Annotated in this window: 26 protein-coding genes; 14 read left to right on the top strand and 12 right to left on the bottom strand. The window is 68.1% G+C overall.

The genetic code is table 11. The features are described from left to right. Positions 1-68: 68 nt before the first annotated feature. Together AC5YGJ_RS15975 and AC5YGJ_RS15970 are read left to right on the top strand one after the other, a co-directional pair. Entirely contained in the window at positions 69-1,223 is a 1,155-nt protein-coding gene (locus AC5YGJ_RS15975) for a YncE family protein (protein ID WP_496187099.1), read from the top strand. Positions 1,224-1,402: 179 nt separating this feature from the next. Continuing rightward, on the top strand, positions 1,403-2,092 hold the full coding sequence (locus AC5YGJ_RS15970) for a hypothetical protein (protein WP_496187098.1): 690 nt from the start codon (positions 1,403-1,405) through the stop codon (positions 2,090-2,092). An 81-nt stretch (positions 2,093-2,173) separates the two neighbouring features. Here the strand turns inward: AC5YGJ_RS15970 and AC5YGJ_RS15965 are convergent, their stop codons facing one another. After that, positions 2,174-2,653: a DUF4440 domain-containing protein gene (locus AC5YGJ_RS15965; RefSeq protein WP_496187097.1), complete on the bottom strand. Its 480-nt coding sequence runs from the start codon at positions 2,651-2,653 to the stop codon at positions 2,174-2,176. Between the two features lie 220 nt (positions 2,654-2,873). On the opposite strand from AC5YGJ_RS15965, the gene AC5YGJ_RS15960 reads away from it, so the two are divergent. Continuing rightward, positions 2,874-3,698, top strand: coding sequence for an alpha/beta fold hydrolase (locus AC5YGJ_RS15960; RefSeq protein ID WP_496187096.1), 825 nt, complete (start codon positions 2,874-2,876; stop codon positions 3,696-3,698). Positions 3,699-3,707: 9 nt separating this feature from the next. Beyond that, positions 3,708-3,881 (top strand): hypothetical protein, encoded by a 174-nt coding sequence (locus AC5YGJ_RS15955; protein ID WP_249842089.1) that lies wholly within the window; start codon positions 3,708-3,710, stop codon positions 3,879-3,881. 27 nt (positions 3,882-3,908) lie between these two features. Here the strand turns inward: AC5YGJ_RS15955 and AC5YGJ_RS15950 are convergent, their stop codons facing one another. Continuing rightward, positions 3,909-4,589 (bottom strand): hypothetical protein, encoded by a 681-nt coding sequence (locus AC5YGJ_RS15950; RefSeq protein WP_496187095.1) that lies wholly within the window; start codon positions 4,587-4,589, stop codon positions 3,909-3,911. A gap of 133 nt (positions 4,590-4,722) precedes the next feature. Between AC5YGJ_RS15950 and AC5YGJ_RS15945 the strand changes: the two genes are divergently transcribed. Together AC5YGJ_RS15945 and AC5YGJ_RS15940 are read left to right on the top strand one after the other, a co-directional pair. After that, the gene (locus tag AC5YGJ_RS15945) at positions 4,723-5,376 is read left to right on the top strand and encodes a hypothetical protein (protein WP_496187094.1); all 654 of its coding nucleotides are present in this window, start codon (positions 4,723-4,725) and stop codon (positions 5,374-5,376) included. A gap of 66 nt (positions 5,377-5,442) precedes the next feature. Then, on the top strand, positions 5,443-6,411 hold the full coding sequence (locus tag AC5YGJ_RS15940; RefSeq protein WP_496187093.1) for a polysaccharide deacetylase family protein: 969 nt from the start codon (positions 5,443-5,445) through the stop codon (positions 6,409-6,411). A gap of 3 nt (positions 6,412-6,414) precedes the next feature. On the opposite strand, the gene AC5YGJ_RS15935 is transcribed toward AC5YGJ_RS15940, so the two are convergent. The 3 genes from AC5YGJ_RS15935 to AC5YGJ_RS15925 all read right to left on the bottom strand — a co-directional run bounded on the left by AC5YGJ_RS15935 (position 6,415) and on the right by AC5YGJ_RS15925 (position 8,683). Beyond that, positions 6,415-7,257 carry a class I SAM-dependent methyltransferase gene (locus AC5YGJ_RS15935; protein WP_496187092.1) on the bottom strand — a complete coding sequence of 281 codons (843 nt, stop codon included), beginning with the start codon at positions 7,255-7,257 and terminating at the stop codon, positions 6,415-6,417. A gap of 235 nt (positions 7,258-7,492) precedes the next feature. Next, positions 7,493-8,155: a hypothetical protein gene (locus AC5YGJ_RS15930; protein WP_496187091.1), complete on the bottom strand. Its 663-nt coding sequence runs from the start codon at positions 8,153-8,155 to the stop codon at positions 7,493-7,495. Positions 8,156-8,266: 111 nt separating this feature from the next. Beyond that, positions 8,267-8,683 carry a hypothetical protein gene (locus AC5YGJ_RS15925; RefSeq protein ID WP_496187090.1) on the bottom strand — a complete coding sequence of 139 codons (417 nt, stop codon included), beginning with the start codon at positions 8,681-8,683 and terminating at the stop codon, positions 8,267-8,269. Positions 8,684-8,773: 90 nt separating this feature from the next. Here AC5YGJ_RS15925 and AC5YGJ_RS15920 point away from each other — a divergent pair, with 90 nt between their 5' ends. Beyond that, positions 8,774-9,058 carry a hypothetical protein gene (locus AC5YGJ_RS15920; protein WP_249842084.1) on the top strand — a complete coding sequence of 95 codons (285 nt, stop codon included), beginning with the start codon at positions 8,774-8,776 and terminating at the stop codon, positions 9,056-9,058. Positions 9,059-9,145: 87 nt separating this feature from the next. On the opposite strand, the gene dmeF is transcribed toward AC5YGJ_RS15920, so the two are convergent. Then, on the bottom strand, positions 9,146-10,120 hold the full coding sequence (gene dmeF, locus AC5YGJ_RS15915) for a CDF family Co(II)/Ni(II) efflux transporter DmeF (protein ID WP_249842083.1): 975 nt from the start codon (positions 10,118-10,120) through the stop codon (positions 9,146-9,148). A gap of 50 nt (positions 10,121-10,170) precedes the next feature. Between dmeF and AC5YGJ_RS15910 the strand changes: the two genes are divergently transcribed. Beyond that, a complete protein-coding gene (locus tag AC5YGJ_RS15910; RefSeq protein ID WP_106550496.1) occupies positions 10,171-10,455 on the top strand; it encodes a metal/formaldehyde-sensitive transcriptional repressor in 285 nt (94 codons plus the stop codon). 95 nt (positions 10,456-10,550) lie between these two features. Here AC5YGJ_RS15910 and AC5YGJ_RS15905 read toward each other — a convergent pair whose 3' ends face one another. Further along, positions 10,551-10,922, bottom strand: a complete 372-nt coding sequence (locus AC5YGJ_RS15905) for a MerC domain-containing protein (protein WP_496187089.1) — start codon at positions 10,920-10,922, stop codon at positions 10,551-10,553. 69 nt (positions 10,923-10,991) lie between these two features. Between AC5YGJ_RS15905 and AC5YGJ_RS15900 the strand changes: the two genes are divergently transcribed. Next, positions 10,992-12,317, top strand: a complete 1,326-nt coding sequence (locus tag AC5YGJ_RS15900; protein WP_496187088.1) for a GTP-binding protein — start codon at positions 10,992-10,994, stop codon at positions 12,315-12,317. 100 nt (positions 12,318-12,417) lie between these two features. Here AC5YGJ_RS15900 and AC5YGJ_RS15895 read toward each other — a convergent pair whose 3' ends face one another. Next, positions 12,418-14,025, bottom strand: a complete 1,608-nt coding sequence (locus tag AC5YGJ_RS15895; protein ID WP_496187087.1) for an ABC-F family ATP-binding cassette domain-containing protein — start codon at positions 14,023-14,025, stop codon at positions 12,418-12,420. A 241-nt stretch (positions 14,026-14,266) separates the two neighbouring features. Then, positions 14,267-15,166, bottom strand: a complete 900-nt coding sequence (locus AC5YGJ_RS15890; protein ID WP_249842079.1) for a LysR family transcriptional regulator — start codon at positions 15,164-15,166, stop codon at positions 14,267-14,269. Between the two features lie 227 nt (positions 15,167-15,393). On the opposite strand from AC5YGJ_RS15890, the gene AC5YGJ_RS15885 reads away from it, so the two are divergent. Both AC5YGJ_RS15885 and AC5YGJ_RS15880 read left to right on the top strand, forming a co-directional pair. Then, positions 15,394-16,572, top strand: coding sequence for a serine hydrolase domain-containing protein (locus AC5YGJ_RS15885; protein WP_496187086.1), 1,179 nt, complete (start codon positions 15,394-15,396; stop codon positions 16,570-16,572). After that, on the top strand, positions 16,569-17,753 hold the full coding sequence (locus tag AC5YGJ_RS15880; RefSeq protein WP_496187085.1) for an MFS transporter: 1,185 nt from the start codon (positions 16,569-16,571) through the stop codon (positions 17,751-17,753). Before AC5YGJ_RS15885 ends, AC5YGJ_RS15880 begins: the two co-directional genes overlap by 4 nt. A 37-nt stretch (positions 17,754-17,790) precedes the next feature. On the opposite strand, the gene AC5YGJ_RS15875 is transcribed toward AC5YGJ_RS15880, so the two are convergent. After that, complete coding sequence (locus AC5YGJ_RS15875; RefSeq protein WP_496187084.1) at positions 17,791-19,407, bottom strand: EAL domain-containing protein; 1,617 nt, start codon at positions 19,405-19,407, stop codon at positions 17,791-17,793. Between the two features lie 228 nt (positions 19,408-19,635). Between AC5YGJ_RS15875 and cycA the strand changes: the two genes are divergently transcribed. Together cycA and AC5YGJ_RS15865 are read left to right on the top strand one after the other, a co-directional pair. Next, the gene (gene cycA / locus AC5YGJ_RS15870; protein ID WP_309336029.1) at positions 19,636-21,009 is read left to right on the top strand and encodes a D-serine/D-alanine/glycine transporter; all 1,374 of its coding nucleotides are present in this window, start codon (positions 19,636-19,638) and stop codon (positions 21,007-21,009) included. Positions 21,010-21,108: 99 nt separating this feature from the next. Further along, positions 21,109-21,885 carry a lytic transglycosylase domain-containing protein gene (locus tag AC5YGJ_RS15865; RefSeq protein WP_249842074.1) on the top strand — a complete coding sequence of 259 codons (777 nt, stop codon included), beginning with the start codon at positions 21,109-21,111 and terminating at the stop codon, positions 21,883-21,885. A gap of 31 nt (positions 21,886-21,916) precedes the next feature. On the opposite strand, the gene AC5YGJ_RS15860 is transcribed toward AC5YGJ_RS15865, so the two are convergent. Beyond that, on the bottom strand, positions 21,917-23,437 hold the full coding sequence (locus AC5YGJ_RS15860) for a hypothetical protein (RefSeq protein ID WP_496187083.1): 1,521 nt from the start codon (positions 23,435-23,437) through the stop codon (positions 21,917-21,919). Positions 23,438-23,601: 164 nt separating this feature from the next. Between AC5YGJ_RS15860 and AC5YGJ_RS15855 the strand changes: the two genes are divergently transcribed. Continuing rightward, a complete protein-coding gene (locus AC5YGJ_RS15855; RefSeq protein WP_309336034.1) occupies positions 23,602-25,683 on the top strand; it encodes an NHL repeat-containing protein in 2,082 nt (693 codons plus the stop codon). Here the strand turns inward: AC5YGJ_RS15855 and AC5YGJ_RS15850 are convergent. Continuing rightward, positions 25,661-26,068 carry a YciI family protein gene (locus AC5YGJ_RS15850; RefSeq protein ID WP_496187147.1) on the bottom strand — a complete coding sequence of 136 codons (408 nt, stop codon included), beginning with the start codon at positions 26,066-26,068 and terminating at the stop codon, positions 25,661-25,663. The two genes, AC5YGJ_RS15855 and AC5YGJ_RS15850, sit on opposite strands and share 23 nt — an antisense overlap. Between the last annotated feature and the right edge of the window lie 294 nt (positions 26,069-26,362).

Below are 26,362 nucleotides of genomic sequence, written 5' to 3'. Positions count from 1 at the left end.
CGGAACGGCCGTCTTCGTACGGCCCAGCGAGCCAGGACACCCTCCCGTGCCCTTTCAAGGATGCTCGCATGTTCCGTCATTCCGCTTTCCGCTCGGCCGCCCTGGCCCTTGCCGTCTCGCTCAGCCTTGGCGCGCCCGCCGCCTTCGCCGATAACGCGCCCGCCGCCAGCGCCACCACCGCCACCACCGCCGTGCAGCGCCAGGCCGTGGCCAAGGGCCTGTACGAGCTGGCCTACAGCCCGAAACAGAACGCCGTGTTCGTCGCCTCGTCGGGCGGCTTCGGCGATGACGCCGGCCCGGCCCAGGTGCTGCGCCTGAACCCGGCCACGCTGGCCGTGGAAACCCGCATCCCGCTGGAGCGCAAGGCGTTCGGCGTGGTGCTGGACGACGCCCACAACCGCCTGTACGTGGGCAACACCGTGGACTTGTCGGTGACCGTGGTCGACACCGCGCAGAACAAGGCCATCGGCACCATCCAGCTGATGGAGAAGAAGACCGGCAAGGACGGCAAGGCCGCCTACACGCACGACCTGCGTGAGCTGGTGGTGGACAGCGCCGGCAACCGCCTGTACGTGACCGGCCACAGCAGCCAGCCGGACGTGAGCAGCGTGCTGTTCGTGATCGATACCACCACGCAGAAGGTGATCAACACCATCGACGGCCTGGGCAATGCGAAGGCCCCGGGCCTGGCGCTGGATGCGGCCAACAAGCGCGTGTACACCAGCAACCTGCTGGCCGACCTGGTGGTGGTGGCCACCGATTCGAACAAGGTGGTGGCCCAGCACAAGATTGCCGCCGAGCAGCCGATGAACATCGCGCTGGACCCGGCCGGCAAGCGCCTGTTCGTGACCGACCAGGGCTCGGAGTTCCTGCGCGGCTACCAGGCCAAGAGCAGCGGCATGGTGAGCAAGCATCCGGGCCAGCGCGTGCTGGTGCTGGACCGCAGCACCGGCAAGGAACTGGCCAGCATCCCCACCGACGCCGGCCCGCTGGGCATCCTGCTGGACGCACCACGCAAGCGCCTGTACGTGACCAACCGCGAAGCGGGCACGGTGACGGCCTACAACAGTTACAGCTACCAGAAGGTGGCCACCTACGCCGTGCCGACCCACCCGAACAGCCTGGCGCTGGATGCGAAGAACAACGTGTTGTTCGTGAGCATCAAGAACGGCGAGAAGGATGCGAAGGACGCGAACGAGAGCGTGGCGCGGATTCAGTTGTAATGTGGATCCGCTGAGTTGATGGGGCCCGTGCCTTCGGCCGTTGGTCGTGGTGCGGGCCCTTTCTCATTGATGCGGCTCGCATGGCGATGGACCAGGAGGTGTTGCAGATGGGGTGGTGAGCGCTTGTTGAAGCCAGACAGGACGTGTAGCGTCATCGGGCTTTCAGGGGGCATTTTTCCATGAGCACGTACGCCAGGTCCGTCGAGGTCGCATTTGAGAGGCTGAGCAAGGAACTTGGATTGCCGAAGGGATTCGCCGTGGCGCTCTATGAGGAGGAGGACTCGTGGAGCTTCATCTCCAAGCTTGCCCAGCTTGTCGAGGCCGTCTTTACGCGTGCCGTGGTCGATGCGCTGCGCGAGCCGCTGATAATCGATGTGATCAGTAATCTTCCGCAGGAGGTGAGGATCAATCTCCTGCGCAAGATGAACATCATCGACAGCGAACAGAAATCCATGTTCAAGGCCATCGCCGAGATCAGGAACCAGTACATCCATGATCTCTCCAACGTCGCCATTCCGCTGGATGCCTACATCAGGAACCTGGGGGACGGTGCGAGGAAGGGACTCTTCAATCGGTTCAAGCCGTACCTGGTCGACCCCAGGATGTCCGTTTCAGAATTCATCCGGGACTGCAGGTCGCAGGTGTTCGATGTGTGCGTGATGCAGCTGCTGACGGTCCACGCAAAGGTGTCCTCTACCAACAGTCAGAGGGATCACGAGGCATTCCGTCTTCAGAAGGCGGGAAGGCTGCTGCCGGCAATGAAGGCAGGCGAGATGCTGCCGATGGATCGACTGATGGTGAGCGAGTATGTCACGCAGGCGAGGGACATCCTGAAGCGGGAAGGCCTGTTCGTGCCGCAGTTCGAGTAGCGGGAGCGAATCGCCTCCGCGCCTGCTCACCCCATCCGCGGCACGGTATATGGAACCGGCCCGCACATCGCTTCGCGCCCCTCAATCCGCCGGCCGATGGTCATAGCTGATCACCCGCTCCACCTGCCACTGCCCATCCACGCGCCGCCAGACCTGGATGAAGCGCGCCTGTCCGGTCCAATGCTCCACGCCCTTCGCATCGCGCTCGTGGAAGCGGTGGTCGCCGATTTCCAGCGCCCGCTCGTCGTGCAGCGGAAACACCTGCAACGAGCTCTCCACCAGTTCGCGGCGCAGGCCCGTGTGGTTGGCGCGGGTGCTTTCGCACAGCGCGGCCACGCTGCGGCGGAAGTCGTCGCGGTTGCTGGCGGACTTGCCGGCCTTGTCATGGAAGAACTCCATGTCTTCGGTGGTCATCGACGCGGCCTTGTCGGCGTCGCAGGCGTCGAACGCGGCGGCGAACAACTGCGTATCGGCCTGGCGGATCTGCTCGCGCAGGGTGTCCGGCGCGGTCGGGGCGGCGGCGAGGCCGGCGGCCAACAGGGGCAGGGTGAGCAGCAGCATGGGCAATCTCCCGGAGGTGGTCCACGCAGGCTGGCACGGCCCGCTGCGCCCCGCTGCCGTGCTGCGACGAAACCGCCGCCGGGCGCGATGAAACCCGGTTTTGGCGGCACGGCCGCCCGGCCACCCTGTGCACGCCGTGTCACAGTGCGCCGCGATTCCCTCACGGGCGGCATAGGGATGGGGCTCTAGCCTGCAACTCTGCCCTTCCACAGGAGCCCCCATGTCCGCTTCCCCTACTCGCCTGCACGTTCGCCTGCACGTTGAAGACACCGGCGGCGATGGCCGCCCGGTCATTCTCATCCATGGCTGGCCGCTGTCGGCCGATGCCTGGAAATCGCAGGTGTCGATCCTGCGCGATGCCCAGTACCGGGTGATCAGCTACGACCGTCGTGGCTTCGGCCGCTCCGAAAAGCCCGCCGACGGCTATGACTACGACAGTTTGGCAGCGGACCTGGCGGCGTTGATCGAAGAGCGCGATCTGCGCGAGGTGACGTTGGTCGGCTTCTCGATGGGCGGTGGCGAGGTGGCCCGCTACGTGGCCAACCACGGTGAGGACCGCTTGCACAGCGTGGTGTTCGCCGCCGCCGTGCCGCCGTACCTGCTGAAAAGTGACGACAACCCGGACGGCCCGCTGACCCAGGACAAGGCCGATGAGATGCGCAGCGGCCTGGAGAAGGATCGCGAGGCGTTCTTCGATGGCTTCACCCGCGACTTCTTCAGCGCCGACGGCAAGCTGATGGTGACCGAGGAGCAGCGCCAGGCCGCGATCGCGCTGTGCCATCAGTCCGACCAGACGGCCGCGCTGGGCTGCATGCAGTCCTTCGCCACCACCGATTTTCGCGATGACCTGAAGAAGATCACCGTGCCGACCCTGATCCTGCACGGTGACAGCGACGCCATCGTGCCGTTTGAGGGCTCGGGCGAGCGCACGCATGAGGCCATTGCGGGCAGCGAGGTGGTGATCCTGGAAGGCGCGCCGCACGGTTGCAACACCAGCCATGCCGACCACTTCAATCTGGCGCTGCTGAACTTCCTGAAGAAGTAAGCTGGCGCCATGCGCAAGACCCAGACTCCACCCTGGAAGAAGCCCAACCCCAAGGGCCAGAAGTCCCAGCCGCTGTCGCCCGCACAGAAGGAGGCGGCGCGGCAGCGGGCGGAGGAGAACGGGCGCCCGTACCCGAATCTGGTGGACAACATGTGGGCGGCCAAGCTGCCGCGCGGTGATTGATGGTGGCAGCCGAGCGTGGGCTCGGCGCTACTTCTGGATCAGTGGCGCCCAACCGGCGTCGGCCCAGGGGGCTACGTCTGCCTGCTGCACCGACACCGCGTTGGCTGGCAGGCCGGCCAACCGCGCCAGCTCGGCCTGCAATGCGACCGCATCCACGGCGGTGGGAACGGCCACCTGCATTCGATCATCAAGGTGCCGAACTTGTACCGGCAGAAGGGCGCGCGCTTCATGGTCGCCGCCGAAGCGGGTGATCGGATAGCGCATCACGACCGGGCGCGCCAGCGGCGCCAGGGCGGGCTGCCATCGTTGCAGCGCCACCGGCTGCGCCGCCGGCGGAACGCGCACTTCGGCCATCGTAACCGGGTAGCCGCGCAGGCTCTCGACCATCACCTGGAAGCGTGCGCCATCGGGCATTGCCACCACCGTAGCCGCCAGCGCCGCCAGTGCGACCATCGTGCCGGCGAAGTACCAGCGGCGCGGGGCGCTGGCGGGAACGATGGCGCTGCGCAGGCCCGGGCGGCGGCGCAGTGCGCGCGCGTACAGGCGGCGGTCCTTCTTGCGCGGACTGCGGCTGTGCGCGGGCAGGTTCAGTGGCACCGGCGGCAGGCGCGCGGCACGCGCATTGATCAGGCGTGACAGCAACCAGGCCACCAGCGCGAATACCAACAGCGGCAGCAGCATGCGGACTGCCAGGTACAGCGTCACCATCGTGCGCACTCCTTGCACGCGTGCCTCTTTCCGAATGCACATCCTACCGGTACGCGCCGTGCGTGTCGCATCTGCCAGCCGACAACACTGGCGCCCTTGGTTAGCATGGCCGCAGTTTGTAACGGATGTAACCATGCGCGCGACTGCCTCCCGTCTTGGCCGCCTGTTCGGGCCAGCGTTGATGTTGTTCCTGTTGCAGGTGCTCGCGTTGCTGGCGCTGGGCCTGGACGCCGGCTACTTCCATCATCGCGTCGCGCTGCTGCTGGAGCCGCTCAGCCCGGCCTGCGGCGGGCCGGATGCGGCGGCGCGGCTGCAGGTGGCCGAGCAGCTGATGGCCCGAGCCGAGGCGCTGGATGATTGGCAACCCCTGCGCTGGATTCCGCTGCTGGGCATCGTGCTGGCACTGTTGGGTGCCATGACGTTGTGCGCCAGCCAGGCGTTGCGCTTGCCCCAACGATGGCGCGCGGCGGGCGGGTCGCTGGCGCTGCTGCATGGCGCCGCATTGGCGTTGGCGAGCTGGACGCTGCACCTGTATGAGAACGCCTGGCGCAGTCTGGCCACCCTGTCACCTGCGACATGCCTGGTGGATCTGACCGAGCATGGCAAGGTGCCGCTGGCGCAGGCGCAGCAGGTGGTGTTCCACATTCTCACCCGCGAGCATGCGCCGCTGCAGCGCAACCCCGACGATCTGGCCCTGGTGCTGGCCACACTGCTGCTGATGGCGATGGTGGCCAGCCTTGCGCTGTGGCGGGCTGTGGCACGCGGCAGCGCATCCGCCGAGGGCTGAGGCCCATCTCGGCGAACGCCTGCATTCGCGCTACAGTCCACGCAGTGTCCTGACAAGGAAGTGCCGATGCGTGCGTTGTTGCGAGCCCTGCCGTTGCTGTTGTTGTCACTGGCCGTGCAGGCCGCCGAGGTCGATCGTCGCATTGCGGTGACCATTGATGACCTGCCGTGGGCGCGGGTGGACGAGATCGTACCGGCCGATCTGCAGGCGCGGCACGTCGCGTTGATGGCGCAGCTGCACCAGGCCAACGTGCCGGTGGTCGGCTTCGTCAACGAGAACAAGCTGGAGGTGGGTGGGCAGGTGCAGCCGGCGCGGGTGCAGATGCTGCGCGACTGGCTGCAGGCTGGCTACGTGCTGGGCAACCACACCTATTCGCACATGGACCTCAATGCCAAGGGCGTGGCGGCGTTCCAGCAGGACTTCCTGCGCGGTGAAACCGTGCTGCGGCCGCTGCTGGCCGAGCGTGGGCAGACGCCGCAGTGGATGCGCCATCCCTACCTGCGCGCCGGTCGTACACCGGAAGAGCGCGCGCAGATGGACACGTTCTTCAAGGCGCATGGCTACCGCGTGGCACCGGTGACGGTGGACAACGGCGAATGGGTGTGGGCGTTCGCCTATGCCAACGTGATGAACGAACAACCCGATTCGCCTGCACGCGAGGCCACGCTGGCACAGCTGCGTAAGGGCTATGTGCCGTACATGCTGAACAAGCTGGATTACTACGAGAAGCAGTCGCAGGCGCTGCTGGGCTACGCGCTGCCGCAGGTGTGGCTGATGCATGCCAACGAACTCAACGCGGCCACGTTCGCCGAACTGGTGGCGGCGACCCAGCGCCGTGGCTACCGCTTCGTGTCACTGGACGAGGCGATGCGCGATCCGGCCTATGCGCGCGGCGCCGAAGGCTACAACGGCCGCTATGGCCCAAGCTGGCTGCACCGCTGGGCGATGGCGGAGAAGAAGCCGAAAGACTTCTATGCCGGCGAGCCGGTGGTGCCGACGTGGGTGATGCAGTTGGCGAAGGTGGATTCGGAGTGAGGCTCAGCGCCTCACAGCCAGTACCCCATCCAGTGCCAGCTCTGCCTTGAAGCCGGCCTTTTCCAGCCGCTTGGCCACTTCGCGCGGTACATCGCGGCCGCTGGTCAGCTTGTTCGGTGCGCCGGTGTAGTGGAACAGGCGGCCGCCCTTGCGGATGACGCGGGCGAGGTGGTCGTAGAATGCCTGCGAGTACAGTTCGCCGGCAATGCCGAAGCGCGGCGGGTCGTGCAGGATCGCGTCGACGCTGTTGCTGGCCACCTGCTCGATCTGCTGCGAGACGTCGCCATGGCTGAACTGCAGGCGGCCCCCGGCGGCGGCCGAATCCGGATCCGGCGACCACGGGTTGAGCGTGCGCAGCCACATCACGTCGGCGTTCTTCTCGAACGAGCGGATCTGGCCGACGCCGGCCTCCAGCGCGCAGGCGGCGAAGTAGCCCAGGCCGCCGCAGGTATCGAGGATGATCTTGCCGGCCGGGGCGACCAGCTCGACCTTGCGTCGCGCATCCTCGAACGGGGACAGCTTGGAGGTCGGCAGCATCTTGATGCCGTCGATCTCGAAGGTCGGCGCGCCCCATTCGGTGGGCACCAGCTTGATGAGTGAGCCGCTGTAGCGCGAGATCGGCGCGAAGTCCTCGCCATCCCAGTAGTACAGCGTGCGGTCCTTCAGTTTGCCCGGCCACGGGTAGTGCTGGTCGCGGAAGCCGAAGCCTTCGGCGTCCAGTGCAACCGTATCCTGGCTGCGCCCCAGATCGAGTGAGCCCTGCCAGTCGGTGGCGCCCTTGTCATGGGCACGGCGCAGGGTGTCGGCGCTGTCACGGGTCAGCAGGGGGCCGGTGTAATGGGGCACGGCGGGTACCGGGGCGGTTCGGGGGAGGGCATGGTACCGCAGCTGTTGCAGAGCCGAGCCGCGCTCGGCTTCACCGTGCCTGCATCCACGCATGGCGTGGATCTGCTGCCGCAGCGGCGGAGCGTGGGCTCCGATCAGCAATTGAATGGTATCAGTGGTGATTTGGGCCGAATCATAAGCCTGAGCCGGAAGGGCGCCTTGGCGCCCTGTCCGCCGCGGCAGAGGGGGCCTGGTATCAGTCGGCCGTGATGGTACCGCGATCGCTTGCGCAGGCACGCGGTACGCAACCTTCCATCAACGTATTCATGGTCTGCGGACCATGAGCGAAGCAGAGTACTCTCGCGGTGTGGTTGCCCACGGTATTGGGTGGGTAGTACTCGCTGTAGAAGGTCTGGCACCTTCCGTTGTCGATCTGCGCGCTGCCTTGGATGTTCCCGCCGACCGGACTATTGAACCTTACGGTTCCGTAGGAAACGAAATTTTGCCCGGCTGTTACCTGTCCATTCGGTGCATAGGCGATTACATAGTCAGTACTCTTTGCGTCGCTAACACTGTTCGATTCGATGCTTGAGCAATGCCATGCGGCACTTCCTGGCCCCACCGTGATGGATTCGCCCTTGGCGGGATTCATCCCGATATCCGCGCAGGAAGCCTCGTGATATTGCTTCGTTGCTTCCGATTGATCGTCGTAACGATAGACATATTGACCCTTCGAGTTGCGGGTGAGGGACTGCTCGACACTGACCGTTCCCCCAATGAAGTCAGGCCATTCCGCGGTGTGAACGATCTTTGATGGGGTCCTCGCTTCGTCAGCGGTTTGTCCAATAGCTGGAATTCTGTCCCCTGCCTGCACCGATGAAGAGATGATGAGCATGAGAATCGCTACTTGCAGTTTCATGTGAGCCTCTCAGATCTGGGTAAGGCTCCATCTTCATTACTTGCCACTTTGCATTTTGGGGCACATCAAGCAGTTACTCGGATTTCAAACTTTTCTCATTCATGGCTGTCGCTACTGGCACTTCACCGCATACACCGGCCCGGCGCCGATCAGCATCAGTGCCATGTAGTCGCTGTCGCTGGCCTTGCCTTTCAGCGTGGCGCCCTTGTTGAAGTGGAAGATGCCGAAGCCGCCGGCCATGCGGATCAGCGCGCTGTCGATCTGTGCGGCGTCATCGCGGAAGTAGCGGCCGATCTCGCTGGTGCTGGCCTTGTGCAGGGCATTCGGGTCGCGCTGCCACTGGCCGTTGCGACCGAAGGAGACGAAGTACTGGCCGCCTTCCTTGTCGATGCGGAAATCGGCGGGCTTGCGCGCGCTGGTGGCGAAGCAGCCCTGCAATGGGTCGGCAGAGAAGGGAAGCCCTGCCTCACCACTGCAGGCGGCGAGCAGCAGGAGGGCACCGGGCAGCAGCAGGCGGAGCGTGCGCATGGGATGTCCCTACAGGGCGGGTGCGGCTAGTGTAGGCAGCAGTGGGGCGTAGCCCGTACAGAAATTCGGCAAGGTCAGAGGGGTTTTCGGATGGCGCAGGGCAAGGCACCGTGGTGCGGCGTGGCCAGTTGGCTGGGCATTGCAGTGGGCTGGGGCGCGGGCACGTTGGCGGCGCAGGCGTCACTGGCGGCCGGCGGCAATGGGCTGGCCGCAGGGCTGGGCGTGGGCGTGCTGGGGGCCGCGCTGGTGGGGTGCGGACTGGCGGTGGCCTCGCGCGTGCGCGGTGAGCGCTGGCCATGGATCGGTATTGGCGGCGCGGTACTGAGTGCGGCGCCGCTGCTGATGTACCTGCTGCGGATGCTGTTGAAGCTTTAAGGGGTAGTGCCGGCCGCTGGCCGGCATTCGCAGGGTGCATTCGCAGTCCATGGGGTTGCCGGCCAGCGGCCGGCACTACCGATGGGTTCACGTGATGCGGTGGATCTCCACGGTGACGTGCACCAGTTCTTCGTGGATGGCCAGTGCCTGGCGCACGCTGTCGGCATCCAGCTGGGGGTCGCTGGTGACCACGCTGGCGCTGACCGCGTACTTGCCGCGGCCTACCTGCCAGACGTGCAGGTCGGCCAGGCGTGCCGGCCACGGGCCCTGCTCGATCACTTCGCGCACTTCGGCCACCACCGGCGCATCCATCTGTGCGTCCAGCAGGATGCGGCCGCTGTCGCGCAGCAGACCGATCGCCCACACGGTGACCAGCACCGCGCCGACCAGGCCCATCACCGGGTCCAGCCAGGTCAGGCCCAGCAGCTTGCCACCGAGCAGGGCGACGATGGCCAGCACCGAGGTGGCGGCGTCGGCCAGCACGTGCACGTAGGCCGAGCGCAGGTTGAGGTCGTGGCCGTGCGAGTGATCGTGGTGATCGTGATCATGCCCGTGGTGGTCGCCATGGTCGTGCCCGTGCCCGTGGTGGTGATGCGCATGCCCCGGGCTGTCATGCAGCCACCAGGCGCACAGCAGGTTCACGCCCAGGCCGACCACGGCGATGGCGATGGCTTGGTCGTAGTGGATCGGCGCGGGCACCCACAGCCGCTCCAGTGACTGCACCGCCATCAGCGCGGCCACGCCGAGCAGGGCGATGGCGCTGGTGTAGCCAGCCAGGATCTCGATCTTCCAGGTGCCGAAGGCGAAACGCGGGTCGAGCGCGTAGCGGCGCGCACAGCGGTAAGCGAACACCGACAGGCCCAGCGCCAGCGCGTGCGAACTCATGTGCCAGCCGTCTGCGAGCACGGCCATGGAGTTGAACCACCAGCCGCCGACGATCTCCACCAGCATCATGCTGACGGTGAGCCACAGGGCGCGACGGGTATTGCGTTCGGCCAGCGGGTTGCCGTCGTCGAAGCGGTGTTCGTGACGACGGGCGGCGGCGAGGGCGTCCAGGTGCATGAGGAAACCAGAGGGTGGAAGGATACCCCCATAGGGTATACGATACGCAGATGGCCCATGTACACAAGAATCGAAAACAGCTGCTGACCCGGGTGCGCCGTATCGGCGGCCAGGTGGCGGCGTTGGAGCAGGCGCTGGACAAGCCCGAAGGTGAGGCCGGTGACTGCGCGGACGTGCTGGTGCAGGTGGCCGCGGTGCGCGGTGCGGCCCACAGCCTGCTGATGGAGCTGCTGCACGAGCATCTGCAGGAGCATGTGGTGGGTGCCGAAGACCCGCAGCAGCGGGCCGCCGAGGCCGAGGTGCTGGTGGAGCTGCTGCGCCGCTACGGCAAATAACCCGGTATTACCGGGACGTTCGGGGTTCATGCGGTTGCCGGCCAGCGGCCGGCACTACCGGGCGCGTTCGGGGTTCATGCGGTTGCTGGGCGGCATTACCGATGGCGGTGCCGGGCGTTCCAGAGATGCGTTGCCGCCAGCAGCAGGCTGCCGGTGACGGTCATCGGGGTTTCCCAGTCATGCGAGGGCAGCGCCAGCGCGCCGGCCAGCAGCAGGCCCACCCCGCTGCCGGCGGTGGCCCAGGCCAGCACGGGCAGGGGACGGCGACGCTCGGCGCGCCACAGCGCATAGCCGGTCAGCGGCAGGGCGATGGCCACGAACAGCAGGTGCACCCATTCCGCTTCGGCCCAGGCGCCGAACAGCGGCAGCGCCGCGGCCAGCAGCGGCAGCGCCAGGCAGTGCAGCAGGCACAGGCTGGACAGGGCGACCGCGCCGGCATCGAGCAGGGCGGCGGAGGGGGACTTCATCGGGGGAGGTTCCTTGCGCGGCAATTGTTATACAGTAACATTTCCGTTCCGCAGCCAACCCGCTCCGACATGAACACTGTTTCCCGCGCCGACCGTCGCCTTCCGGTCACCGTGCTGTCCGGCTTCCTCGGGGCCGGCAAGACCACCCTGCTCAACCAGATCCTGCGCAACCGCGAGGGCCTGCGCGTGGCGGTCATCGTCAACGACATGAGCGAGGTGAACATCGATGCGCAGTTGCTGCGCGAGGGCGGCGCTGAGCTGCGCCGTACCGAAGAAACGCTGGTGGAGTTCAGCAACGGCTGCATCTGCTGCACCCTGCGCGACGATCTGCTGCAGGAAGTGCGGCGCCTGGCCGAGGCCGGCCGCTACGACTATCTGCTGATCGAATCGACCGGGATCGGCGAGCCGATGCCGGTGGCAGCCACTTTCGCGGTGCGCGACGAGCACGGTTTCAGCCTGAGCGACATTGCACGCCTGGACACGATGGTGACCGTAGTGGACGGCAGCGCGTTCCTGACCGACTTCGGTTCGACGCTGCGCCTGGCCGAGCGTGGCCAGCAGGCCGGTCCGGACGATGACCGTGGCGTGGTCGATCTGCTGTGCGAGCAGGTGGAGTTCGCCGATGTGATTGTGGTGAGCAAGGTCGACCAGGTGGATGACGAGGCGCTGCAGGACACGCTGGCGGTGCTGCGTGGATTGAACCGTGATGCGAAGCTGCTGCTGTCCCGTTTCGGAGACGTGCCGCTGGCCGAGCTGCTGGATACCGGCCGTTTTGACTTCGAACGCGCGCAACGCGCACCGGGCTGGGTGAAGGAGCTGCGCGGCGAGCACACGCCGGAAACCGAGGAGTACGGCATCGGCAGCTTCGTCTACCGCGCGCGGCGTCCGTTCCATCCCATGCGCTTTGCGCGGGCACTGCAGTCGGGCATGTCGGGGGTGATCCGCAGCAAGGGCTGGTTCTGGTTGGCCAACCGCATGGACTGGGTGGGCGAGCTGAACAGCGTGGGCGCGGCCACCCGCACTCAGGCCGCCGGCTTCTGGTATGCGGCGCGCGAACGGGTGCGTGCCGGCCAGGAAGACACCACGCCGCTGCTGCCGCCCACGCCGCTGCCGTACAGCGATCTGGGCTGGGCACGGCAGCAGGCCGAATGCTGGAGCGCGCCGCTGCCCGGTGTGGAGGAATTCCCGGACAGCGCCGCACATTCGGCGATGGCCCGCCTGTGGCATCCGCTCTGGGGTGACCGTCGGCAGGAACTGGTGGTGATCGGCGTGCACATGGATGAGCGTGCGGTGCGTGCTGAGCTGGATGCATGCCTGCTCAACGACCAGGAACTACGTGCGGGGCCGTTGCTGTGGCAGCAGCTGCCGCAGGCGTTCCCGGTGTGGAAGCGGTAAGCGGAATGCCGTTGTAGCGCCGAGCCCACGCTCGGCTGCTGCTTCGGTAGATCCACGCCATGCGTGGATGCAGGCATGGCGGAGTCGAGCAAGCTCGACTCTACAACGCGTCGCGCCATTGCCAGCCATCGCTGCGGACGTGCAGCACCTGGGTGGGCTGCAGCGCCTGCAACAGGTGGTGGTCGTGGCTGACCATCACCAGCGCACCCGGCCAGACCGCCAGCAGTTCTTCCAGTGCCTGCAGCGCGCTCAGGTCCAGTGCGTTGCCGGGCTCATCCAGCAACAACAGCTGCGGGGCAGGGGCGGCGTACAGCACGCTGGCCAATGCGCCCTTCACCCGTTCGCCGTCGCTGAGGCTGGCCGCTGGCCGTTGGATGCGCTGGGCGTCCAGCCCGAGCAGGGCCAGCCGCGTGCGCAGTTCGCCCGGATCGGCAGTCGGGTTCGCCGCCTGCACGGTATCGAGGATGCTGCGCTCGCCGGACAGGCCCAGCAGCTGCTGATCCAGCAGTGCCAGCGGCGCGTGGCGCTGCACGTGGCCCGCGCGTGCCGGCAGCTGGCCGGCCAGCACGCGCAGCAGGGTCGACTTGCCGGTACCGTTGTCGCCGACCACGGCGATGCGTTGGCCGCGGCGAATGTCCAGCTGCAACGGTACGCCGCAGCCATGCGGCAGCAGCAGATCCTGCGCCTGCAGCAGGCGTGCGCTGCTGCGTTCACCTTCCACGGCGAACAGCGCCAGTTCCGGCGCCACGTGCACGGCCGAAGTGGCGGCCCGCAGCTGTTCGCTGCTGGCCTGCAGGCGCTCGGCCTGCACCTGCTGCGCGCGTGCGTGCGTGGCCTCGGCGCGCTGCTTCTGGCGGCCGAGCAGGATCGGCGCCTGGTTGGCCTGCTTCGCATCGCGGTTGCCGCGCGCCTGGCGTTGCTGTTGGCGCTGGTGCTGTTCGCGCGCGCTGCGCTGCTGCTGGCGGTGCTGCGCGCGCGCATGGTCGAGCTGTGCGATGGCGGCTTCGCGTTCGGCCGCGCGCGTATCGGCATAGTGCTGCCACGCGCCACCATAGCGATGCAGGCCGCGTCCTTCGAGTTCGACGATCTGCTGCATGTGGCCGAGCAGTTCGCGATCATGGCTGATGGCCAGCAGGCCGCCGCGCCACTGCTGCAACTGCGCATACAACTGCTGGCGATGGTGCGCATCAAGGTGGTTGCTGGGTTCGTCCAGGATCAACCAGTCGGCACCGCTGGCCCAGGCGCCGGACAGCGCCACCTGCATGGCCTGGCCGCCACTGAGGCGCGTGGCAGGGTGAAGCGGATCCAGATCATCGGGCAGGCCCAGTGCCTGCCAGCGTTGCAGCAGGCGCTCGCGCAGATCCCAGCGGTCACCGATGCAGGCGAAGTCGGCCTCATCGACGCTGCCCGCTTCGATGCGCGCCAGCGCGGCCAGTTCCCGACCGACTCCCGCCAGTTCGCCGACCGTGCCGGCCGGAGGGTAGCCCGGGGTAGGCAGCAGGAACACACGGCCGCTGCCGCGCACCTGGCCGCTGTCGGGGGTGAGCCGGCCGGCCAGCAGGCGCGCGAGCACACTCTTGCCGGCGCCATTGGCACCGACCAGGCCGGTGGCCACCGGTTCGAAGGAAAAGGACAGATCGGAAAACAGCGCGCGGCCGTCGGCCAATCGATACGACACGCGATCGAGCGTGAGGGAATGCGGGGTCATGCGACCTCCAGGGATGCCGGGTTCTCCCCTGCGCGCAGGGGCGGGAAGAGTCAGGCCGTCTGTTGGGAAGACGGCGGCATCACTGGCGCATTGGTCGCGAGCCTCTGGGAGGAATGAGGGGGCCAGTATAGCGAGGTTGGCTGAATGATCGCGTGCAGTTGTAGAGCCGAGCCATGCTCGGCTGGTTTTTGTTTGGGTTCCGATTAGTCGAGCATGAGGAGCATACGCGCATGGCCTGCATCTACGGCACGGTGCCCAGGCGTTCGCCGACGAAATCGATGAATACCCGCAGCTTGGGCAGCACGTGGCGGCCGGAGGGCCACAGCAGGTGGAAGGTGCCGCAGGAATGCACGTGTTCTTCCAGCACGGTCACCAGCTGGCCGTCGGCCAGCGCATCACGCACCGAATGCACCGGCACGAACGCCACACCGACATCACGCAGCGCCAGTGCCACGCGCGCTTCGATGGTGTTGGCCACCATGTGGACCGGCAGTTCCTGCGGCACTTCGTCATCGGGCCAGTGAATCGGCCACGCCTCCAGCTTACCGGTGCTGGGGAAACGATAGTGCAGCAGCGTGTGCTGCATCAGCTCCGCCGGCGTGCGCGGAACGCCGCGACGCTGCAGGTAGGCCGGCGAGGCGACGATGCGGCGCGGAAACACCCCCAGCCGTCGTGCGTTCATGCGCGAGTCGCTGGGTTCACCTACGCGCAGCACGGCATCGAACCCTTCCTCGATGACATCGACCAGGCGGTCGCTGAAATCCAGATCGAGCCGGATGTCCGGATACGCCGCCATGAACTCGGCCATCAGCGGCAAGGTCAGATCGCCCACCAGCGGCAGGCTGATGCGCAGCGTGCCGCTGGGCGTGGCATGCGGCTGTGCGAGTTCGGTGCGGGCGGCATCGCGCTCGTCGAGGATGCGCCGGCAGCGCGCCAGGAACAGCTGGCCTTCGGCGGTGAGGGTGATGCTGCGCGTGCTGCGGTGGAACAGGCGCACGCCCAGCGCGTGTTCGAGCCGGGCCACGCACTTGCCGGCGGCCGAGGCGGAGATGCCCTGCAGGCGTCCGGTCTCGACGAAGCTGCGGGTGTCGGCGGCATGCACGAAGGTCTGCAGGTTGGCGAGGTTGTCCAGGACTGACATGGGCGTGCGGGCAATGAAAGCGGCAGGGTAGGGGAAGGGCCCGCCGCCGGCGGCACGGCCACCGCAACGCTGTGGTGCGCGACCGGACGCGGGCGGTTGCGGCCCCGCAGTTCCGGCCATCATGCCGATTGCGGACTACACGGTCCACGATGCGCGGAGCGGTACCCCGCTTTTTGCGACGCGGCGGGCTGCCTAACGTGGCGGGCCTCTCCCCACGGATCACCGCGATGAATGCCGCTCCTTCCCTTCCCGCCGCGCCGACCCTGCCCTCGGTGCAGCGCCTGTTGCAGCAGGTGCACCCGCAGCGCCTGGTCGGCGCGGTGGTGCGCGTGCGCCAGCACGGGGTGCTGCGCCATGCCAGCGCCACCGGGCTGTCTGATCGTGAAGCGGCCGCGCCGATGCGCGCGGACCAGCTGTTCCGGCTGGCTTCGGTGAGCAAGCCGCTGCTGACCACCGTGCTGCTGCGCCTGGTGGCCGACGGCGTGCTGGACCTGGATACGCCGGTGCAGCGCTGGCTGCCGCAGTTCCGCCCGGCGCTGGCCGACGGCAGCACGCCGCCGATCAGCCTGCGCCAGCTGCTCAGCCACAGCAGCGGGCTGGGCTATCGCTTCCTGGAAGGCGATGCCGATGGCCCCTATGCACGCGCCGGTGTCAGTGATGGCATGGACGCCAACCCGCTGTCCCTGGCCGACAACGTGCAGCGCATCGCGCAGGTGCCGCTGCTGTTCGCACCGGGCAGCCAGTGGCTGTATTCGCTGGGTGTGGACGTGGCCGGTGCGGTGGCCGAGGCGGCGACCGGCGAGACCTTGCAGGCCTTGTTCGCGCGGTTGCTGGCCGCGCCGCTGGGCCTGCGCGACACCGCGTTCGCCACGCGTGATGCGGCTCGCCTGGCTACGCCGTATGTGAGCGATGCGCCGCAACCGCATCGCCTGCGCGAAGGCGAGGTGGTGGCGCCGTTCGAGGGCACCGTGGGCATCGACTACAGCCTGGCGCGCGCCACCGATGCCAGCCGCTTCGCGTCGGCCGGCGCCGGCCTGGTGGGCACCGCCGACGAGGTGATGGCGGTGCTGGAGGCACTGCGTGATGTGCAGGCGTCGGGGCTGTTGCCGCCGGCACTGGTGGCACAGATGGGCACGCCGCAGGTGGGAGAACAGGGGCCGCCCGAGCCGGCCGGCTGGGGGTTCGGGCTGGGCTTTGCCGTCCTGCGTGATGCGGCGGCCAGTGGCACGCCGCAGAGCGTGGGCACCTGGCGCTGGGGCGGTGCCTATGGCCACAGCTGGTTCGTTGACCCGGCACGGGCGCTGAGCGTGGTGGCGCTGACCAACACCCTGTACGAGGGCATGGACGGTGCCTTTGTCGATGAACTGCGCGATGCGGTGTACGCCGATCTGGAGGCTGCGCGATGAGTGGCCATGCGATCGACGCGGGCAGCCCGGCCGGAGAGGCCACGCGCCTGCCGTGGGCGGGCCTGCTGGCGCTGGCCGGCGGCGGCTTCATCACGCTGCTGACCGAGACCTTGCCGGCCGGCGTGCTGCGGCCGATGGGCGACAGCCTGGGCGTGAGCGACGCGGCGGTCGGGCAGCTGGTCAGCGTGTACGCGCTGGGCTCGGTGATGGCCGCGCTGCCGATGACCGCGCTGACCCAGCGCCTGCCGCGACGGCCGCTGCTGTTGGCGGCGATCGCCGGCTTCGTGGTGGTCAACACGCTGACGGCGATGAGCAGCAGCTATCCGTTGATCCTGGCAGCACGCTTCCTGGCCGGCGTCTGCGGTGGCCTGCTGTGGTCCCTGGTGGCCGGGTACGCCGCGCGCATGGTGGTGCCGTCGTTGCAGGGCCGGGCGATCGCGGTGGCGATGGTGGGTTCACCGCTGGCACTGTCGCTGGGCGTTCCGGCGGGCACGCTGCTCGGCCAGCAGATCGGCTGGCGCTGGGCGTTCGCGCTGATGAGCGTGCTGGGTATCGGGTTGCTGGCCTACGCGCGCTGGGCGTTGCCGGCGCTGCCCGCTGCCGGGGCCGGGCAGCGCACATCGCTGGGTACGGTGTGGCGCATGCCGGGGGTACGCAGCGCGCTGGCCGTGATGGCGTTGTACGTGCTGGCGCACAACGTGCTCTACACCTACATCGAGCCATTGGCCGTGGACGCCGGCGCCGGTGCGTGGCTGGACCGGCTGCTGCTGGCGTTCGGCGTGGCGGCGATCGTCGGCATCGGCATTGCCGGCTGGGGCGTGGATCGTCACCTGCGCCGGCTGGTCTGGGCGGCGGTGGTGGGCTTCCTGTTGCCGGTGCTGGCGCTGTTGCTGTGGCCGGGTGCACCGGGCGTGCTGCTGCCGGCCACGATCATGTGGGGGGTGGCGTTCGGTGCGGTGCCGACGCTGTTCCAGACCGCGCTGGCGCGCCGCGCCGGGGCGGCGGCCGATCTGGCGCAGTCGATGCTGGTGACGGGCTGGAACCTGGCCATCGCCGCCGGCGGTGTGGCCGGTGGCGTGCTGCTGCAGGCCGGCGGTGCCGGCGTGCTGGGGTGGTTGCCGTTGCTGCTGCTGGTGGTCAGTGCAGGGTGGCTGCTGGCGCGGCCGAAGGCGTGGCTGTAAAGGATGATCGCGCCCGCAGCCGAGCGTGGGCGCGGCGCTACGCCTCCGGCTCCTGCTCGATCGGTACGCTGCGCGGGTTCTGCATGTGCTCGCGCGCAGCGCCGTACTGCTGCTGCCGCTTGTGATGGAAGGCCACGAACTCGTCGCGTGGCAGCGGCCGCGAGAACAGCCAGCCCTGCCCGAATTCCACATGCCGGCTGTGCAGGTAGGCCAGCTGTGCTTCGGTTTCCACGCCTTCGGCCACCACCCACAAACCCAGCTCCTTGGCCATGTCGATGATGTGCGGGGTGACCGGGCTGGTCGCACTTTCGGTACCGATCGCATCGATGAAGGACTTGTCGATCTTCAGCGCGTCCAGCGGCAGCTGCTCCAGGTACTGCAGGCTTGAGAAGCCCACGCCGAAATCGTCGATGGCCACGCTGTGCCCGGCGCGCCGCGCCGCCGCCAGCATGGTGCGTGCACGATCCAGGTCGAGGAAGCCGCGCTCGGTGGCTTCCATCCAGATCTGCTGCGGCAGGATGCCGCTGCCGGCCATGTGCTTGGAGATCATCTTCAGCGCGCGGCCACTGCTGATGTCTTCGGCGGCCAGGTTGATGGCGATGTGCGCGCTGCGGTCGGCCACCAGCAGGTCGCGCATGTCGCGCACCACGTTTTCGATCACCAGGTCGGTGACGTCGGCGATCATGCCGGCCTCTTCGGCCAGCGGAATGAACAGATCCGGCCGCACCTGGGTGCCATCGGGGCGCTGCCAGCGCACCAGTGCTTCGGCGCCGACGCAGATGCCGGTATCCAGTTCGATGATCGGCTGGTAGTGCAGGTACAGCTCGCGGCGGCGGATGGCCGTGGCCAGCTCGCCACGCAGCGACAGGCGGCGCTGCGACAGCCAGATCACCAGGCCGACTGCGGCGGCGGCCAGCAACAGGCCCAGCGGGACGTACAACCAGGCCTGCTGGCGGAACGTGGCAGCCAGTGCGGTGCGGGGCGTGGTGGCGATCGCCAGCCATTCCTCGTTGCGCGCAGTCGCGTACAGCGTGTTCTGGTCCAGGCCTTCGCCGGGGTCGCGCAGCAGTGCCAGCAGCAGGGTCGGGTCCACGCCGGACTGCTGGGCCAGCAGGCGCCCATCCGGGCTGGCCAGGGCCAGGCGCACATGCGGATCAACGATGACATCGACGAAGCGGCGCGGGTCGACCAGCACATCGTAGGAGCCGTACAGGATGGCCAGCATCTGGCGGCGCCCGCTCGCTTCGGGGCGCACGTCCACCGCGATGCCGGCGCCATCGCTGGTGACATGGTCGGGCTTGGGCTGGTCCACGTCGGACAGGAACGGCCCCCAGGACGTGCAGCGCAGTTTGCCGCCTTCGAAGTACCCCATCTGCTCGATCGACGAGGTGGTCATCACCAGCGTCTGCATGCGCCGGATGTGGTCGGCGCTGCACGGCACGTGGGCGCCGGCCTCGACTGACTTCAATGCGGCCAGCGCTTCCTGGTAGGACAGGTCCGAGCGGCGCAGGGTGCGCCCGGCGATATCGCGCAGGCGTTCCTGCTCGACACTGACCGCACGGTCCCAGGTGGCGTAGGCCATCACCGCGATGGGCACGGCCGCGGCCAGCAGCGCCAGCGCGGTGCCACCGATGATGACGCGCAGGCGGCTCATGGCTGGGGCTCCGGCAGGGCGGTCAGGGCAGGGCGCATGGTCGGGCCGGTCCTTGGGCAGGTGCGGCTATCTGAACACGGTGCAGGTCCGGGCGGAATGGGATCAATACGGTATTCGGTCACATTGTGGTGAAAGCGACCCTCTGTGACGCAACAGGCCAGTCTGGCGCTGGCGCTCCGGGCCCCGGAGGACTACCGTCGGACGCTTCGCCCGCCCCTTCCCACGCCCATGACCGAGCCCGCAACGCCCCCCGAGCACCTGCGCCGCAGCCTGTCCAACCGCCACCTGCAACTGATCGCCATCGGCGGTGCCATCGGTACCGGCCTGTTCATGGGCTCGGGCAAGACCATCAGCCTGGCCGGCCCCTCCATCGTGTTCGTCTACCTGATCATCGGCGCGATGCTGTTCTTCGTAATGCGCGCGATGGGCGAACTGCTGCTGTCGAACCTGCAGTACAAATCCTTCATCGATTTCTCCACCGACCTGCTCGGCCCCTGGGCCGGATTCTTCTGTGGATGGACGTACTGGTTCTGCTGGATCGTCACCGCCATTGCCGACGTGATCGCCATCGCGGCCTACGCGCAGTTCTGGTTCCCCGGGCTGGATGCATGGATACCGGCGCTGGCCTGCGTGCTGCTGTTGCTGGCGCTGAACCTGGTGACGGTGAAGCTGTTCGGCGAAATGGAATTCTGGTTCGCGCTGATCAAGATCGTGGCCATCTGTGCGCTGATCATCACCGGTGCCGGGCTGGTGGCCTGGGGCTTCACCTCGCCCAGCGGCCATACCGCCTCGCTGTCGAACCTGTGGAATGACGGCGGCATGTTCCCGATGGGCCTGGTGGGCTTCTTCGCCGGCTTCCAGATTGCCGTGTTCGCCTTCGTCGGCATCGAGCTGGTCGGCACCACCGCCGCCGAAACCGCCGACCCGGAGCGCAACCTGCCCAAGGCGATCAATTCGATTCCGGTGCGCATCATCATCTTCTACGTGCTGGCGCTGATTGCGATCATGGCGGTTACCCCGTGGCGCCAGGTGGTGCCGGACAAGAGCCCGTTCGTGCAGCTGTTCGTGCTGGCCGGCATTCCCGCTGCGGCCAGCCTGATCAACTTCGTGGTGCTGACCTCGGCGACGTCGTCGGCCAACAGCGGCATCTTCTCCACCAGCCGCATGCTGTACGGCTTGGCCGAAGAGGGCCATGCACCGCGTGGGCTGTCGCGGTTGTCACGCGCGGCGGTGCCGGCGCGCGGCCTGCTGTTCTCCTGCCTGTGCCTGCTGGGCGGTACGCTGTTGATCTACCTGATTCCGAACCTGGTGACCGCCTTCACCCTGGTGACCACGCTGGCCACCGTGCTGTTCATCTTCGTCTGGTCGCTGATCCTGGTGGCTTACATGGTCTATCGCCGCCGCTATCCGGAGCGGCACGCCGCCTCGATCTTCAAGATGCCCGGCGGCGTTGCCATGTGCTGGGCGTGCCTGCTGTTCTTCGCCGGCGTGCTGGTGCTGCTGAGCCTGCAGGGCGATACGCGCCAGGCGCTGATGGCCAGCCCGGCGTGGTTCGTGCTGCTGGGTGTGGGGTATTGGGTGCGGCGCAGGAACGCGACGTAAGCCGAAGGGTCAGATCCCGTTGGGTTGCCGACCAGCGGCGGCACTTCCTGGGCCCCATTCACCCGGCGTTAGCGGCTGCGGCCGGATCATCCGGCCGCCATGTTTCCCCGCCCTGCCGCCATCGCGCTGTTGCTGCTGTCCAGCCTCTGGCCGGGGCTGGCCGCTGCGCGCACCGTCTACCGCTGCGTGCAGGGCAACACGGTCAGCCTGGCGACGGCGCCGGAACCGGGCTCGCGCTGCACACCGAAGGAGATCGACGACAACGCCATCCAGACCCCGAACCTGTGGGGCAACATGGGGGTGTTCAGTGGCGTGCTGTACGAACGCGAGCAGGACGGCGCACTGGTCTATTCCACGCGCAACCTGCCCGGCTCCCGGGTGTTCCTGAAGTTCACCGTGGCCACCCCGCCGGGGGAGCCTGCCCACGAAGGCCTGGGCAAGGTCGGCGCGCCGCAGCTGGCGCAGCATGCCAAACAGTTCAAGGCGGCGGCCAAGGCCACCGGCGTCGACGATGCCTGGCTGCGTGCGATCGCGCATGCCGAAAGCAATTTCGATGCGTTGGCGGTATCGAGCAAGGGCGCGCAGGGCGTGATGCAGCTGATGCCCGAGACCGCGCAGGAGTTCGGTGTACGCGATCCGTTCTCTCCGCAACAGTCGATCGACGGCGGTGCACGTTACATGCGCGCGCTGCTGCGCCGCTACAACGGTGACCGGCCACTGGCCGCAGCCGCCTACAACGCCGGTATCGGCGCGGTCACCCGCTACAAGGGGGTGCCGCCGTATGCCGAGACCCTGGCCTACGTGGACAAGGTGATGGCGTTGTACGCGCGCTACCGCGAGGCGATGGGCATCCGCAACGAGGTGCCGGCGCGCTAGGTGGGTTCTGCGGGTGGTGTTGTAGAGCCGATCAGCGCGAGGTGCCGCTGCTGACCAGGTCGTAGCGCTCGACGCGGCCGATGCGGGCGATCTCCGCCTGCACGTCGGTGCGCTGTTTCAGTGCACGCCACGCCGCATCGATCTTCATGTCGCCGGGCAGCGACGGGTAGGTGCGCATGTCCTGCAGGGTGGCCAGCGTCTGGCCACGTTCAACCGGGGACCGCAGCTGCTCAATCAGCAGCGCAGCCGCGGCGTCCAGATCGCCTTCCTCCAGCAGCATCTCGCGCTGGAACAGGCGCGCGTCTTCGCCCTGGCCCAGAATCGCCGCGCGCGCGGCCTGGGTGGCTGGCGCGTCGCCGCGTTCGCGGGCGGCGGCGAACTGCACCAGCGCCTGCGCCGCCCTGCCGTAACCGCTCAGCCCCGCGATGTCATTGACCGCCGCGGCGCCCTCCTGCGCGCGTCCCAGCGAGATCAGGAAGAAGCCGACATTCAACTGGTGCTCGATGCCGTTGGCACTGGGTGCACCGATGCGCGCAGCCCACCTCGCCGTGGCCAGCGCATCGTCGATGCGGCCCAGCCGGCGCAGCGCGGCGGACCGGCTGCTGAGCAGCCACGCCACCCATTGCGCCTCGGCCGCCGATGGCGACTGGCCTGCGGCGGCGGCGCGGGCCATGCCATCGGTCAGCGCCAGCACTTCCTCGCTGCGGTCGAGCATCAGCAGCGTGCTGGCGAAGTCGGCCATGCGCGCATCCAGTGCGCGATCGAGCAGGCCCGACACGCGCAGATCATCCAGGTGCGTCTGTGCCGCCCGGCGTGGATCAAATTGCGGGTCATCGCGGTCGACATAGCGGTCGAAGCGCTTGTCGCTGCGCAGCCGGATGATCTCGGCCGGGCCCTTGATGCGGGCCAGCGTGGCAGGAATGTCATCGCCGCGACCGTGCTCGGCCTGCAGCGCGGCCAGTGCCAGCCACAGCCCGCTGGGTTGCACGCCGTCGCCCTTCCAGCCGTTGTCGAACAAGGCCTGCAACAGTTCCATGCGCCGCTGCGGCTGGTCGCGCAGGCGGTGCTGCAGGTAGAGAACGGACTGCTGCTCGATCGGCAGCGGCGCCTGGGCGTGCTTCAGCGCCTGCAGCAGGTAGGTGGTGGCCGGTGCAGGCTGGTTGTCGGACAGTTCCAGCCATACCCGGGTGAGCAGGATCCGCGCATCGTTCGGCAGGGTCTGCTGCGCGCGCTGCAGGTAGCGGCGTGCCAGGGCCGGCTTCTTCTGCATCATCGCGGTCCAGCCGGCCGCCTGCGCAGCCCGGCCCTGTCGCTCGGCGTCGAAGTCGTCCAGCAGCGGATCTTCCATCAACCGTTCCATGCTGATCAACGCCGCCAGCGTGTTGCCGCTGTCCGACTGCTGGATCGCCTCATCCCAGCGGTTGGCATAGGCCACATGCACCGCATCGGTGGTGATGGACGGCTTCTGCGGCGCCACCGTGATCGATGCCGAAGCGGGTGCGCCGGCCAGTGCGGCCATCAGCACAACGGTGAGGGGGACGAGGCGGGGCATGAAGATCTCCATCCGTGGCAGCCCATTGAACCCGCTGCGCCTGGCAAGGACAAGCACGATGGATGCAACGTTGATGCTTGAGCGCCCGCTCGACCGTGGCGCATCACGCGCGCAGCGTCTATTGTCGGTGCCTCTTCAGGCAGCAGGCAGGGCGGCACGGCACGATGGCACGGTGGCAATGGATGGCGGCAGGTGTGGCGTTGGCAACGGCGGTGGCGTTGGCTGCAACGTGGTGGGAAACGCCGCTGCATACCCTCGCTGAACCGGCAGGCCCGCTGCCGACGCCGCTGGCCTGGACCGCGCAGATCGAGACGCTGGCCGGCGATGGCCATCCCGGTGATCGCGATGGCGCGTCGGCGCAGGCCCGTTTCGCCGATCCTTATGCGCTGCTGCGCGCGGCCGATGGCAGCGTCTATTTCACCGATGCGGGCGACAACAACCGCATCCGCCGCCGCCTGCCCGATGGTCGCGTCGAAACCGTGGCCGGGCAGGGCGAAGGACGCCTCGACGGCCCGGCGTTGCAGGCGAGCTTCAACACGCCCTCGGGCATTGCCGCCGATGCGCAGGGCAACCTGTACGTGGCCGACACCGGCAACCATGCGATCCGCCGCATCGGCAGCGACGGCCAGGTGACCACGCTGGCCGGCGGAGAGCAGGGCTACACCGATGGCCCTGCCGCGCAGGCGCGCTTCGATGCGCCGATGGGCATCGCGGTGGATGCGCAGGGCCAGGTCTTCGTGGCCGACACCTACAACGACCGCATCCGGGTGATCGGCACCGATGGCACGGTGCGCACCCTGGCCGGCGGTGAGCGCCCGGGGCTGGCTGATGGCACCGGTGCCGAGGCGCGTTTCGATACCCCGGTGGCGCTGGCCTTCGATGCGCAGGGCGCGTTGCTGGTGGCCGACCTGTTCAACAACGCGGTGCGCCGGGTCGGCGCCGATGGCACGGTCAGCACGGTGCTGGGTACGGGCGGTGTGATCAATGGCCCGCTGTCGCTGGCCACCACGCATGACGGTGTGCTGTACGTCGGCGATCTTGATGGCCGCATCGTGCAGGTGACGCCGCAGGGCCACCAGATCGCGCTGGTCGGCAATGGTCGCCTGCCGCGCCTGGCCCGCCCCAGCGGGCTGGCGGTGGATGCCGATGGCAGTGTGCTGGTGGCCGACGCGGCGGCCTATCGCCTGCACCGCCTGCGCCCGTTGCCGGTGGGCGAGCTGCCGGCGCCGGCGCTGGTTGGCCCCGCCGCCGATGCCGCGCTGCCCGATACCGGTGGCCGCTGGCCGCTGGCGCCGCAGCAGGGCTGGCATGAAGTGGTCGGCACGCTGGGCGAGGTGCGCGGCAACTTCAAGGGCGAGAGCCGCCATCACCTGCACGGTGGCTTCGATGTGCGTGGTGATGTCGGCCAGACCGTGCTGGCCATCGCCGAGGGCAAGGTCAGCAGCCCGGTGGCGGCGTGGAGCCTGGGCGGGCAGGCCGAGGGCCTGGCGGTGGATCGCCTCAAGTACATCCACATGCGGGTTGGCCGCACACCGCGCGATGAACCGTTCGACGCGCGCTGGCAGGTGCTGTACGACGAGCAGGGCAAGCTGGAGCGGATGCGCGTGCGCCGTGGCACCCGCATCCACGTGGGCGACCGGCTGGGCAGCATCAACAACCAGGCCCATGTGCACCTGGCGGTGGGCACCGGCGGCTTCGAGACCAATGCGGTGGCGCTGGGCTTCCACAACTACGCCGATCACTTCGCGCCACGCATCACCGATGTGGCGCTGCTGGACGACAACGACCAGCCGCTGGCCGCCGGCGCCGACGGCGTGGTGATGCTGGCGCGCCAGGGCCGTGGCGTGCAGATCGTGGTCGAAGCCTGGGACCAGGTCGACAACAACCTGCCGCGCCGTCGCCTGGGCATGTACCAGGTGGGCTACCAGATCCTCGATGCCGGCGGCCAGCCCTTGCGGGGCTACGAGCAGCCGCGCTGGAACATCGTGTTCAACCGCATGCCGCCGCAGATGGAAGCGGTGCGCGTGGCCTATGCGCCGGACAGCGGCATCACCGTGCATGGCAGTGCGGTGACCCGTTTCCGTTACCTGGCCACCAACACCGTGCGCGACGGCCTGATGGAAACCGGGCGCTGGCAGCCGGCGGCGCTACCGCCGGGCGAGTACATCGTGCGCGCCAGCGTGCGCGATTACAGCGGCAACGAAGGTGTGGGCCCGCGCGAGATCAGAGTGCGGTTGCTGCCATAGCGGCGGCCGGGGCGCCACAGCGTTCGCGCTCGGCGTCCATGTCTTCCAGCGGCCGCACTTCAATGCTGCCGAAGCGTGCCCAGGGGAACTGGCGGGCGATGCGCATGGCTTCGTCGCGGTCGCGGGCCACGATCAGGTTGAAGCCGGCCAGCAGTTCGCGGGTTTCGGCGAACGGTCCATCGAGCACGCGGCTGTGGCCATCGCGCACGCGCAGGGTCTGCGCGGTTTCGACCGGCTGCAGTTTCTGCGCGGCCAGCAGGGTGCCTTCGGCCTGCAGCTGGTCGGCGTGGGCCAGGCAGTCGCGCATCAGTGCGTTGAACTCGTCGCTGCTCAACCGCTGCAGCAGCGAGGGGTCGATGTAGATCAGGAGCAGGTACTGCTGCATGGCACGGTCCTGGCGGGGGCGGGTGCCCATGATGGCGCAGGTCTGCGCACGGGCATGTTGCAGCGCGGGAAGCGCGCCTTCGGCGGGTGGCGGCGAACGGCGGAGCCCCTCCGTGGTGGGGTGGGTGGGACGCTGAACGCGGGCTTCCTGCGGGTGGGCCGGGCGGGTGGGATTGGCGGGGACGCCGTGAACCCGTCCATGGGGGCTTAGCCGCGCCATCCATGGCGCGGATACCCCGCCAACCCCACCCGCCCGGCCCCGGACAGATTCCGGCGGCCGATCCACCACGGGAAA

It is taken from the genome of Stenotrophomonas sp. CS3K5 (assembly GCF_059515225.1).
Note: the sequence above shows the minus strand (reverse complement) of the source record. Positions and strands in the feature narration are given on the sequence as shown.